Below are 14,195 nucleotides of genomic sequence, written 5' to 3'. Positions count from 1 at the left end.
GAAAATTCCCAGCGCCCGTTCGGTGGCTTCGGCGCCCTGCATGCGCCCCATCAGCACCGTACCGAACACCACGTTTTGCTTGCCAGTGAGCACCGCCAGTACCTGCGCCCAGCCCAGATGAAACAGGCTCGCGGCACTCACGCCGAGCTGCCGCGCCTGCGCGCGCAGACGCTGGCCGAGCAACGGGTTGATCGGCAGGCTCAGTTCGGCGATGCCGAGGCCGTCACCCTGCACATCCTGCAAACCGTAGGGCAGCGTCGGCTCGGCAATGTCAGCGAGCATCTCGCGGAAAAAAACCTCGTGCTCGGCTTCGCTGATGCCCAGCCGCGCTTGCGCCACGTAATTGCGAAACGGCACCGGGCGCCCGAGCGTTTGATCCTGGCCGGTGAGGCAGGCGAGCAGTTCGTGACGCACTACATCGAGTGCCGAGTGGTCCAACGCCATGTGATGAAACAACAACGTCGCGACCACGCGCTGACCGTCCTCGTCCCATGCGTAGGCCAGACGCATCATCGGCGCGCACCGGACGTCCAGACGGAAATGCCGCGCATCGAAACGCTCGTGCAGTTGCTGCAGCGCAGCGCTTGCGCCGTCTGCCAGCACGACCTCTTCGATCGGCAACTGTGCCTGACGCCAGACCACTTGCAGCGGCACGTCCAGCCCCTCCCAATGCACCGCTGTGCGCAGGATGTCGTGGCGATCGATGACTTTTTGCAAGGCTTGAGCGAAGTCCTGCAGACGCTCATGGCTGCTGAACGCGAAGTACGATTGCATGACGTAGGGATCGCCCTGCTCGTTGCTCGCGTGGTGATAGAGAATCCCCTCCTGCAACGGCGCCAGTGGGTAGATATCCTGCACGTTGGCGGCGCCGCCCGGTACCTCGGCGAGCAAGCGGTCAAGGGTCGGCTGATCCACGTCAGCCAGAGTCACCATCGCTGGCGTGATGTGCGTGGTGCCGGGAAGAATGCCGTTGGCCGGCACATCGATCTGGCCAACGCGGGTGGCCGAGTATTGCCCGGCCTTGATCAGTTCGATCAGTGCCGGTTTGTGCTCGCGCAGCGCCGCCAGCAGCGCCGGATCGCTCAATGCCTGCTTGTTGCCGTTGACGCGCAATTGCTCATCGGTCACCGCCAACTGAATGTCTTTTGCCTTCAGGGTTGCCAACAGTTCCAGCACATTCACAGGACGATCTCCATTCTTTCGGTAATTGCGGCGTAGCCGGCCAGGGTCGGTTGTTCGAACAACGCCCTGACATCGGCTTCCATGCCTTCCTGACGTAACCGGCCGATCAGACTGACCGCCAGTAATGAGTGACCACCCAGTTCAAAAAAGTGATCGTGACGCCCTACCCGCTCGACGTTGAGCAGTTCGGCCCAGAGCCGTGCGAGGGTGATTTCGACGTCGCCGACCGGGGCTTCGTATTCGCGGGTTTCCAGCGCTTGCCGGTCCGGCGCCGGCAGGGCCTTGCGGTCGAGTTTGCCGTTGGGGCTCAGCGGCAAAGCGTCGAGATGCACAAACACCGCAGGCACCATGTAATCCGGCAAATTTTCCAACAGTTGGGCGCGCAGCACGTCGATTTCCAGGCGTTCACCGGTGTAATACGCGACCAGACGTTTGTCGCCGGGCACCTCTTCGCGAGCGACCACCACGGCTTCCTGCACACCTTCGATCTGGGCCAGGCGTGCCTGAATTTCGCCCAGTTCAATACGCAGGCCGCGGATCTTCACCTGATCATCGTTACGCCCCAGGTACTCGATATTGCCGTCCGGCCGATAGCGCGCGACGTCGCCAGTGCGGTACATGCGCCCGTGCGGATGAAACGGATCCTCGAGGAAGCGTTCGGCCGTCAGCTGCGGTCGGTTCAGATACCCGCGCGCCACCTGCACGCCGGCGATGTACAACTCGCCGATCACGCCTTGCGGCACCGGTTGCTGTTGCGCATCGAGGATGTACATCCGAGTGTTGGCGATCGGTTTGCCGATCGGCGTGTTGTCCGGAACCTGCTCGATAGGCCCGGCGCAATCCCACGCGGTGACATCGACGGCGGCTTCAGTCGGACCGTACAGGTTGTGCAAACCACTGCCCGGCAATTGCAGTTTGAAACGTCGCACCAGACTGCCCGGCAACGCCTCGCCGCTGCACATCACCTGCCGCACGCTGTCGCAGCGTGTGGTGTCGCTGTTGGCGAGGAACACGTCGAGCATCGACGGCACAAAGTGCAGCGTGGTGATGTTTTCGGTTTCGATCACTTCAGTGAGGTATTGCGGATCCTTGTGTCCGCCGGGCCGCGCCATGACCAGTCGCGCGCCGGTCATCAGCGGCCAGAAGAACTCCCACACCGAGACGTCAAAACTGAATGGGGTTTTCTGCAATACCGAATCGGCAGCGGTCAGGCGATAGGCGTCCTGCATCCACAACAAACGGTTGACCACCCCGGCGTGCTCGTTGACCACGCCTTTCGGTTGGCCGGTCGAGCCGGAGGTGTAGATCACGTACGCGCTGTGCTGTGGCGTCAGCGCCGGGATCTGTGGATTTTCGGCAGACAAGGATTGCCAAGTGTTCTGGTCAAGATCGACCACTGCCGCGTTGACATCCCCCAGCAACCCGCTGGTAGCCCCGTGTACCAACACCACGGCCGGCGCGCTGTCCTCGAGCATGTAGGCCAGGCGCTCCGGCGGATAGGCCGGATCGAGCGGCACATAACCAGCGCCGGCCTTGTTGATCGCCAGCAGACCGATGACCATTTCCAGGCTGCGTTCAACGCAGATCGCCACCCGTGAATCCACTTGCACGCCAAGGCTGATCAAGTGCAGGGCCAAGCGATTGGCGCGTTCGTTCAGCTGCGTGTAGCTCAATGCGTGTTCGCCGGCGACGACGGCCACAGCCTCTGGCGTACGCTGCACCTGCGCCTCGAACAAGCCATGCAGCGTCTGCTGCAAATCGTAATCGACGTTGGTGTCGTTGAGGCCGAACAGCAACGCCTGCCGTTCCTCCTCCGGCAACACCATCAAGCGGTTCAACGGTTGCAGTGGTGTTTGTTCCAGCGCTGCAACCAGTGCGATCAGCGCGTTGTGCATGTACTGACCGACGCGTGCCGCACCAATGCGCGACGGCGTCATCACTGTCAGTTGGAAGCCACTGCCCAGATCGTCGACGTTGAGGGTCAACGGGTAATTGGTCCGTTCCTCGCCGGTCAGCGATTCAATGCCTTGCCAGGCCTCACGCTTGGTATTTTGCTGAGTTTCACTTTCGCTATGCCGGTAATTGAGCATCGCGCTGAACAGTGGCGACGGTGCCGCGATACCACTGCAACGCTGGGCCAGTGCCAGTGAAGCATGTTCGTGGGCCAACAGTGCACTGAGCCGCGCATGGGTCGCCTTGACCCCGGCGCGCACGTTGCTTTCGTCGACATCCACGCGCAATGGCAAGGTGTTGATGAACATGCCCAAGCCGCGATCCGCGCCCGCGCCGCCCTGCATGCGCCCGAGTAACACGGTGCCAAAGACCACGCGTTCCTGACTGGACGTTACCGCCAGCACCCGCGCCCAGGCGAGATGGAACAGACTGGCGACGCTGACACCGAGCAAGCGTGCCTGACTGCGCAGACGCTGCGCCACCGCAGCAGGCAGTGGCTGGCAGACTTCCTCGATGTCATTGCCGTCGCCGTGCACGTCCTGCAAGCCGAATGGGAGCGTCGGTTCGTCGATGTCGCCGAGCATTTCGCGGAAGAACACTTCGTGCTCTTGTTCGCTGACGCCAAGGCGGGTCTGCGCGACATAATTGCGGTACGGCACTGCGGGCACAGGCAATCGTTCATCACCGCGCAAAATCGCCTGCATTTCTTCGCTGACCACCGCCAGCGCGGTGTGGTCCATGGCAATGTGATGGAACAACAGCATGGCGACGACACGCTGATTGTCCGGATCGAGGGCATACACCAAACGCAGCAACGGTGCCCGATCAAGTTCCAGACGCCAGTGCCGCGCATCGAAGCGCGCCCGCAGTTGATCGATGGCCTCTCCCTGCGCGGGCTCCAGCGCCACAGCTTGTACCGGCAACTCCGCCTGACGCCAGACCACTTGCACCGGCGCCGCAAGGCCTTGCCAGACTATCGAAGTGCGCAGGATATCGTGGCGCGCCATGACTTGACGCAGCGCCGCAGCGAACCCTTGAAAACGTTCGATACTGTCGAACGCCAGACACGATTGCAGCAGATACGGATCGCCTTTCACGGCGCTGAGGTGGTGATACAGAATCCCTTCCTGCAACGGCGCCAGCGGATAAATATCCTGCACATTGGCCGCGCCGCCCGGCACCGTGGCGACGATGCGCTCAATGCTGGCCTGATCCAGTTGCACCAGTGTCAGCATGTCCGCGGTGATGTGCGTGCAATCGGCAGGAATCAGATTCTCCGGCACTGCAACCTCACGCCCACTGCCCACCGCCGCCGCCAGTGCAGCCAGGGTTGGCTGGCTGAACAGCACGCGCACGTCGGTGCTCAGATCGACCTGACGCATGCGTTCGATCAGCGTCACCGCCAGCAACGAATGCCCGCCCAATTCGAAGAAGTTATCGTGACGCCCGACCTGTTCAACGTTCAAGACGTCCGACCAGATCTGCGCCAGGGCGATTTCCACCGAACCTTGTGGCGCGGCGTATTCGCGGCTCAGCCACGCCGTTTGATCCGGCTCCGGCAACGCCTTGCGGTCGAGTTTGCCATTGGCGGTGAGCGGCAGTGCTTGCAGACGCACGTAAGCGGCGGGCACCAGGGCTTGCGGCAATTGCGTTTGCAGATGACTGCGCAGATCCTCGATGTCGACGCTCAGGCGTTCGGTAAACCACGCCAGCAACTGCGCGTCGCGCACCAGCACCACGCAATCCTGCACGGCCGCGTGACTGCTCAACGCCGCTTCGATTTCGCCCAGCTCGATGCGCACACCGCGTAGTTTCACCTGATCATCGTTGCGTCCCAGATACTCGATTGTGCCGTCGGCGAGCCAGCGCGCGAGGTCGCCGGTGCGGTACATGCGCGCCTGCGGTTCGTCGCTGAACGGGTCGTCGAGGAAGCGTTCGGCAGTCAGCTCGGGGCGATGCAGATAACCGCGCGCCACGCCGGCACCGCCGACATACAACTCGCCCGCGACGCCGATTGGTACCGGGCGCTGCTGGTCGTCAAGCAGGTAAATCTTCGCGTTGGCCATCGGCCGGCCGATATGCAGCACCTGCCCGGACTCGACCGCGCCGGAGGTGGCAACCACCGTGGCTTCGGTCGGGCCATAGTTATTGATCACCGCGAAGGTCTGCTCGCGGGGGAACTGGCGCAGTTTGTCGCCACCGATCAACAGCGTGCGCAAAGTCGGGTGGCCGAGGTCGCGACTGAACGCGTATTCGGCCACCGGAGTCGGCAGGAAACTCACCTGCAACGGCTGCGCACGCCACCATTCCAGCAACTCATCGAGGTGCTCGTTGCTCACCGTTTGCGGCGGCAGGTGCAGGGTCGCGCCGACACACAGCGCCGGCCAGACCTCCCACGCCATCGCATCAAAACCGAAACCGGCGACGCTCGACGTGTGGCTGCCGGCGCGCAGGTCAAACGCCTCGCAGTGCCAGTGCACCAGGTTTTCCAGTGTTGCGTGTTCGACCATCACGCCTTTCGGCTGGCCGGTAGAACCCGAGGTGTAAATCACATAAGCCAGATGCGCCGGGGTCAGCGTCGGTAATTGCGGATTGCTCTCGGACAAGTGCTGCCAAGTGGGATGGTCCAGATCAATCAACGGCACGGCGCCGAGCAAATCAGCCGTCGCAGCCTGCGCCAGTACCGTCATCGGCGCGCTGTCCTGCAACAGATACGCGATGCGTTCCGCCGGGTACGCCGGGTCGACCGGCACATAACCGGCGCCGGCCTTGAGGATCGCCAGCAACGCGACGAGCATCTCCGGGCCACGGCGCAGGCACACGGCGACGCGGTCATCGGGCTGCACGCCAAGCCCGAGCAAGTGATGGGCCAGGCGATTGGCGCGCTGATTGAGCTGCACGTAGGTAAGGTGCTGCGTGCCCTGCACCACCGCCAGTGCGTCCGGCTGCTGCTCGGCCTGCGCCTCGACCATGCGCTGAATCGTCGCGCCACGCGGATAAGCCGCTGAGTGCTGGTTGAAGCCGACCAGCAAGTGCTCGTACTCGGCCACCGAAAGCACTGGCAAACGGTTGAGCGGACATTGCGGCGCCTCTTCCAGTGCCGTCACCAGATGTTCGAGTGCGGTGTGCATGTAACTGCAGATCCGTTGCGCACCAATCTCGGCGACCGCCAGCACGTCGAGGACAAAACCTTCGCCCAGATCATCCACCGACAGGGTCAGCGGATAATTGCTGCGCTCCTCGCCGCCAAGCATGCGCACGCCTTGCCAGATGCCCTGGCCGTCCTGCGGCTGTTGCTCGGCGGCACTGTGTCGATAGTTAAGCAACGCGCTGAACAGCGGCGCGGAACCGACCATGCCACTGCATCGTTGAGCCAGCGCCAGCGATGCATGTTCATGAGCGAGCAGCGCCGTCAGCCGCGCATGGGTGGTTTTCACCCCGGCACGCACGCCTTCAGCGAGATCGACGCGCAGCGGCAAGGTATTGATGAACACCCCCAGCGTGCGGTCGGCACCCTCACCACCCTGCATGCGCCCCATCAACACCGTGCCGAAGACCACGTCACGGCGTCCGGAGACCACGCCCAACACCTGCGCCCAGGCCATGTGCATCAGGCTCGCCGGGCTGACACCCAACTGTCGCGCCTGTTTGCGCAGGCGCAGATTGAGAGCGACATCGACCGCTTGCAGCGCTTCTTCGATGCCCCGCCCATCGCCCTGAACATCCTGCAGACCGAAGGGCAAGGTCGGCTCGTCGATATCGCCGAGCATCTCGCGGAAGAACGCTTCATGTTCCTGCTCGTCGGCGCCCAGGCGGGCCTGCGCCACGTAGTTGCGGTACGGTATCGGCGGCGTCAGCGTGTCGATCTGATCGAACATCAATGCGTGCATTTCCCGACCGATCACGTCCATGGCGGTGTGGTCGAGAATCGAGTGATGGAACAGCACGGTGGCGACGACTTGCTGTTGCGCCGGATCCTCGGCGTAGACCATGCGAATCAGCGGTGCCTGATTGAGGTCGAGGCGGAAATGCCGGGCATCGAAACGCGCGTGCAACTGTTCGAGAATATCGCCGTCCTGTGCATCAAGTGACACTTGCTGGACGACCATCTGCGCCTCGCGCCACACCACTTGCTGTGGGTTGGGCAAGCCTTCCCAGACCACGCTGGTGCGCAGAATGTCGTGACGGGCGATGACCTGCTGCAAATGCGTGGCGAAGGTTTGTAAACGCTCGAGGCTGTCGAAGGCCAGACGTGATTGCAGCAGATACGGATCGCCCTGCTCGGCGCTGAGGTGGTGATAAAGAATGCCTTCCTGCAACGGCGCCAGTGGATAGATATCCTGCACATTGGCGGCGCCGCCCGGCACCGTGGCGACGATGCGTTCGATGCTGGCCTGATCGAGTGTGGTCAGGGTCAGCATGTCCGGTGTGATGTGCGTGCAACCGATCGGAATCAGATTGGCCGGCACCTCGATTTCCCGTCCACTGCCCAAGGCCCGTGCCAGCGCGGCCAGGTTCGGCTGATTGAACAGCACGCGCACATCGGCGCTCAGACCGACCTGACGCATGCGTTCGATCAGGCTAACCGCCAAAAGCGAATGGCCGCCCAGTTCGAAGAAATTGTCGTGGCGGCCGATCTGCTCGATATTGAGCACGTCGGCCCAGATCTGTGCCAACGCGATCTCGACCGGGCCTTTCGGCGCTTCATATTCACGGCTGAGCCACGCGTCCTGATCCGGTTCGGGCAAGGCCTTACGGTCGAGTTTGCCGTGTGCGGTCAGCGGCAGGCTGTCCAGTCGCACGTAAGCCGCCGGCACTAAAGTGTCGGGCAGTCGCGTTTGCAGATGCTGGTGCAAGTCGCTGATCTCGACCGACTCGATCTCAGTGAACCAGGCGACCAATCGTCCGTCGCGCACCAGCACCACGCATTCGCGGACCGCATCATGTGCGCTCAGCGCCGCTTCGATTTCGCCGAGTTCAATGCGTACACCGCGTAGTTTCACCTGATCGTCATTGCGTCCCAGGTATTCGATATTGCCGTCCGCCAGCCAACGCGCGAGGTCACCGGTGCGGTACATCCGTGCGTGCGGCTCGTCGCTGAACGGGTCGTCGAGAAATTGTTCAGCGGTCAGTTCCGGGCGATTCAGATAGCCGCGTGCGACCCCGGCACCCCCGACGTACAACTCACCCTGCACACCGGTCGGCACCGGCTGTTGCTGGCGGTCCAGCAAATAGACTTTGGCATTGGCAATCGGCCGGCCAATGTGCAAAACCCGCCCGGGCTCAATGCGCCCGGACGTCGCCACCACCGTGGCTTCGGTCGGGCCGTAGTTATTCATGACGTCGAAGGTCTGATCCCGTGGGAACTGGCGCAACTTGTCGCCCCCGATCAGCAGCGTGCGCAGGGTCGGATGGCCCAGCCCGCGACTGAAGGCATATTCGGCCACCGGGGTCGGCAGAAAGCTCACCTGCAACGGCTGCGCGCGCCACCATTCGAGGAGTTCATCAAGGTGTTCATTACCGATCGCGGGCGGTGGCAGGTGCACGGTCGCGCCGACGCACAGCGCGGGCCAGACTTCCCAGGCCATGGCATCGAAACCGCAACCGGCGACGCTGGCGGTGTGGCTGCCGGCATGCAGATCGAAGGCTTCAGCGTGCCAGTGCACGAGGTTTTCCAGAGTGCGGTGCTCGACCATCACGCCTTTTGGTTGCCCGGTGGAACCCGAGGTGTAGATCACGTAGGCCAGATTTTCCGGGGTCAGTCCCGGCCGTTGCGGATTGTCGTCAGGCAGGTGCCGCCACTCGCTGGCATCCAGATCAATCACCGGTACAGCGCCGAGCAGGTCGCGCGTCGATGCCTGCGCCAGTACCGCAATCGGGTCGCTGTCCTGCAACAGGTAGGCGATGCGTTCTCGCGGATAATCAGGATCGATCGGCACGTAACCCGCGCCGGCCTTGAGAATCGCCAGCATTCCAACAAGCATGTTCGGGCCGCGACGCAGGCACAGCGCGACTCGGTCATCGGTTTGCACGCCGAGGCCGATCAAGTGATGAGCGAGACGATTGGCGCGCTGATTCAGTTCGCGGTAGCTGAACTGTTGCTCACCCTGCACCACCGCCAATGCTTCGGGATAAGCCAAGACTTGCGCTTCAAAGAGCCGCGGCACTGTCTGCGCGGACGGGTATTCACGACCGCTGATGTTGAAACCAACCAGCACACGCTGCCGCTCGCCCGGCGACACGATCGATAGCTGCTGCAACGGCGCCGTTGGCGTGTACTCCAGTGCTGTGACCAGGCTGTGCAACGCGGTTTGCAAGAAGTCGCAGACCCGCGCGCCATCCACCTGAGGCACGGCTTGTACGCTCAAGCGGAACCCTTCGCCAAGGTCGTCGACACTGACCACCAGCGGATAATTGCTGCGCTCGCGCGAACTGAGAATCTGCACGCCATCCCACGTTACAGCGGCCGACTCCGGCGCACTGTGGCGGTAGTTGAGCAAGGTGCTGAACAGCGTCTGCGAACCGGCGACACCACTGCAACGCTGGGCCAGCGCCAACGAAGCTTGCTCATGGCCGAGCAATTGCGCCAGACGTGCATGGGTGGCACGCACGCCGAGTTCTACCGATTCAGTACCGACGCTGACACGCAGCGGCAAGGTGTTGATGAACATGCCCAGCGCCCGATCAGCGCCCTCCCCACCCTGCATGCGTCCGAGCAATACCGTGCCAAACACCACATCCTGCTGGCCGGACACCTGCGCCAACACCTGAGCCCAGGCTTGATGCACCAGACTGGCCACGCTGACACCCAGGCGCGGCGCCTGCTCGCGCAGGCGTTCGCCGAGGCCGACGTCCAGCTCGGCATGACTGTCGAGGATATCGCTGCCGTCGCCGTGCACGTCCTGCAAACCGAAGGCCACGGTCGGCTCGTCAATGTCGGCAAGCATTTCGCGGAAGAACGCCTCATGCGCCTGATCATCGGCGCCAAGGCGCGCCTGCGCGACAAAGTGGCGGTACTGCACCGGCGGCGGCAGGTCGCTGCTGCAGCCGAGCATGACGTCGCTCATTTCCGCCACCAGCACGTCCAGCGCGGTGTGATCGAGGACGATATGGTGCATCAGGAGAATGCCGACCCACCGGTTGTGCGGCTGATCTTCGGTGTAGACAAAACGCATCAGCGGCGCGCGATTGAGGTCCAGACGATAGTGGCGTGGATCGAAACGCGCCTGCATCTGCTGGAGCACGTCGCCGTCGAGTTCATCGGCATCGACGCGTTCCAGCGCGAGTGGCGCCTCGCGCCAGACCACTTGCACGGCTTCCTCAAGCCCCTCCCAGACCACGCCGGTGCGCAGAATGTCATGGCGTTTGATCACGCCGTTCAAGGCGCGGACGAAGGTTTTGATCTGTGCCAGACCGTCGAAGGCGAATTGCGCCTGCAACACATACGGGTCTCCGGCGCTGGTTGCCAAGTGGTGATAGAGAATCCCCGCCTGCAACGGCGCCAGAGCATAGATGTCCTGCACATTGGCGATACCACCCGGCACGGTTGCAACGACACGGTCGATCGCGGCCTGATCGAGATTGGCCAGCGGCAACATGGCCGGAGTAATGCGCGTGCAACCCGGTTCGATCAGGTTGTCCGGGACAACGATGGCACGTTCGCTGCTCAAGGTCGCTGCCAGCGCCGCCACGCTCGGCTGACCGAACAGTACGCGCACGTCGCAATGCAAATCCTGTTGGCGCATGCGCTCGATCAGCTTCACTGCCAACAGCGAGTGACCACCGAGTTCGAAGAAGTTGTCATGGCGACCGACCTGCTCGACACTGAGCAATGTCTGCCAGAGACCGGCTATCAGGTTTTCCACGGCACCGACCGGCGCTTCGAAACCACGTCGGGCGAAGGCATCGCTGTCCGGTGCCGGCAAGGCTTTGCGGTCGAGCTTGCCATTGGTAGTCAGCGGAAAAGCGTCCTGGCGCACGAAAGCGCTTGGCACCATGTAGTCAGCCAGCGTCGCCAGCAAATGATCACGCAATTGCGCCACATCAGGCGCGGCATCGGCGTCAGCCAGCCAGTACGCGACCAGACGCTGGTCACCGGGGCTGTCCTCACGGGCAATCACCACGGCTTCGCGCACGCCTTCGCAAGCAGACAGCCGCGCCTCGATCTCACCCAGCTCAATGCGGAACCCGCGAATCTTCACCTGATCGTCGTTGCGCCCCAGGTATTCGAGGCTGCCGTCCGCCGCCCAACGCGCAAGGTCGCCGGTTTTATACAACCGCGCCTCGGCATTTGCGCCAAACGGATCATTGATAAAACGCTCGGCCGTCAGTGCTTCGCGATTCAGATAACCGCGCGCCACCCCGGCGCCACCGACATATAGCTCACCGATCACGCCGACGGGGACCGGTTCACGCTGCGCATCGAGGACATACAGTTGCAGGTCGGGAATGCGCACGCCAATCGGGCTGACGCCGAGCAATTGCGCGTCGGCGGCCTGCAACGGCCGATAGGTCACGTGCACCGTGGTTTCGGTGATGCCATACATGTTCACCAGCCGCGTTCCGGCATTGCCGACCCGCGCGTACCACGGCTTGAGCAATCCCGGTTCCAGCGCTTCGCCACCGAAAACCACTTCCCGCAAGGAATGCTGCAAGGTGCTGCGGCCCTGAGCGGCGATCAGTTGGCGGAAGGCGCTCGGCGTCTGGTTGAGCACCGTGACGCCGGTTTCGCAGAGCAGTGCATAGCAGTCGTCCGGCGAGCGGCTGACGGCTTGCGGGACCAGCAGCAATTGCCCGCCGAACGCCAATGCACCCCAGATTTCCCACACCGAGAAGTCGAACGCGAAGGAATGGAACAGCACCCCGATGTCTTGCTGGTTGAACTGGAACCAGTCATGGGTGGCAGAAAACAGCCGCGCCACGTTGCGGTGCTCGACCATCACGCCTTTGGGCAAACCGGTGGAGCCGGAGGTGTAGATCACGTACGCCAGATGCGCCGGGGTCAGCTCGGGGATCTGCGGATTGCTGTCGAGTTCGGCCTTGAGGTGAGCGCTGCCGAGGTCGATCTGCGGCACATCGAGAGCGGCCACGCGATCGCGGGTCGCCGCCTGCATGAGAACCGCCGCCGGGGCGCTGTCCTGCAAGGTGAAACTGATTCTGTCGAGCGGATAGGCCGGATCGATCGGCACATAACCGGCGCCTGCCTTGAGCACGCCAAGCAGGCCGATGATCATTTGCGGGCCACGCTCGACGCAGATGGCGACACGGTCGTCAGGGCGAATGTTCAGCGCCAGCAAATGGTGGGCGACCTGATTGGCGCGGCGGTTGAGCTCGCCGTAGCTGAGCGTCTGCCCTTCGAAGATCAGCGCCGTGGCGTCCGGGCGGGCCTGTGCATGGATTTCAAATTGCTGGTGGATCAGCGGGGTGTCGGGGAACTGCGACAGCGGCAAATTGCTGCCGTACAGCAGGTGTTCGCGTTCGCTGGCGGGGAGGATTTTCAGTTCTTGCAGCGCCACATCGACGCTGGATTGCAGGGCCGCCGCCAGACTCTCCAGCGCCGTGTTCAGATAAGCCGCCATGCGCTCGGCACCCAATGCCGGATCCGCCAGTGCGGTGATGCGCAAGTCTGCGCCGAGGTCATCGATGTTGATGGTCAGCGGGTAGTTGGTGCGCTCGCGGGCACCCAATACCTGCACACCGGGAGCAATGTCGACCACATCAGCGACTTCTTCGACGCTGCTGTGCCGGTAGTTGAGGATCGCGCTGAACAGCGGCGTCGGCACCGCGACGGCGCTGCAGCGTTGTGCCAACGCCAGCGAAGCCTGCTCATGCGCCAGCAACGCAGTCAGGCGCTGATGGGTCGCCCGCACGCCGGCGCGCACGCTTTGCTCACCGACATCAACGCGCAGCGGCAAGGTGTTGATGAACATCCCCAACGCCTGCTCACCGCCCTCGCCCGCGTCCATCCGCCCCAGCAGTACAGTGCCGAACACTATCGCTGTGCGCCCGGACAATTGCCCGAGCACCCGCGCCAGCGCCAGATGCGTCAGGCTCGCGACGCTCACGCCGAGCTGCCGCGCCTGCTCGCGCAACTGCCGGCTCAAGCGGCTGTCGAGCATCAACGAAGACTCCTCGATAGCATGGCCGTCACCCTGCACATCCTGCAAACCACACGGCAGCGTCGGCTCGTCGATATCGGCGAGCATCTCGCGGAAAAACGCTTCCTGTGCCTGCTCGTTGCCCGCACTGCGGGCCTTGGCCAAGTGATCACGATACGGCACCGCCGCTGGCACTTGCGCAGTCTGCCCGAGCAGACAGGCCTGGATTTCCCGGCGCAGTACGTCCAGCGCCACGTGATCCATGATCATGTGATGAAACAGCAACAGCGCGACCACGCGGCCCTGAGCAGGATCCTGCGCGTAGACCATGCGCAGCAAGGGCGCTTGCTGCATGTCCAGACGAAAGTGCTGCGGATCGTGACGTTCGAGCAATTGCGTTAGTACGTCGGCGCCACTGTCGACGTTGATTTCCTCACACAGCAGCGGCGCTTCGCGCCAGACCACTTGCACCGCCTCGTCGAGGTATTCCCAGACAAACGAGGTGCGCAGGATGTCGTGACGTTTGACCACCCAACGCAGCGCGTCGGCGAAGGCGTCCAGCCGTTGCTGGCTGTCGAACACGAAGCGCGCCTGCGAGATGTAAGGGTCACCGGCAGCGGCCGAAAGATGGTGGTACAGCATGCCTTCCTGCAACGCCGACAGCGGATAAATGTCCTGCACGTTGGCCGCGCCACCCGGCACCGTGGCAACGATGCGGTCAAGGGTGTCTTGATTCAGCGTCACCAGCGGCAGCATGTCCGGGGTAATGCGAAAGGCCGGGCTCAGCCAGTCGCCGCCATGTTGGGCTACTAGCTCCAGCAGTTGCGCCTTGTGCGCCGAAAGGCTGTCCCACAACGCGTCATCCAGCGCGTCGTCGCTGCCCAGAATGACCAGGTCTTCATCTTCCTGTTGAAGGCGGATCGCATGGGTGGAAATAACAGCCATCAGTTCGCTGAAATGCAT

At 63.0% G+C, this 14,195-nt stretch carries 2 protein-coding genes (1 of these 2 running past the window's edge); both read right to left on the bottom strand.

The window, feature by feature from the left end; all coding sequences use genetic code 11:
* A protein-coding gene (locus PspR84_RS12505; protein WP_160057483.1) for a non-ribosomal peptide synthase/polyketide synthase crosses the window boundary here: on the bottom strand, positions 1-1,182 show its 5' portion. 16,662 nt of this gene lie to the left of the window's left edge; only the first 1,182 of its 17,844 coding nucleotides appear in the window; its start codon is at positions 1,180-1,182; its stop codon lies off the left edge, out of view.
* On the bottom strand, positions 1,179-14,195 hold the full coding sequence (locus PspR84_RS12500; RefSeq protein ID WP_160057482.1) for a non-ribosomal peptide synthetase: 13,017 nt from the start codon (positions 14,193-14,195) through the stop codon (positions 1,179-1,181). The genes PspR84_RS12505 and PspR84_RS12500 overlap by 4 nt, the downstream gene beginning before the upstream one ends.

It is taken from the genome of Pseudomonas sp. R84, from assembly GCF_009834515.1.
GTDB lineage: Bacteria > Pseudomonadota > Gammaproteobacteria > Pseudomonadales > Pseudomonadaceae > Aquipseudomonas.
Note: the sequence above shows the minus strand (reverse complement) of the source record. Positions and strands in the feature narration are given on the sequence as shown.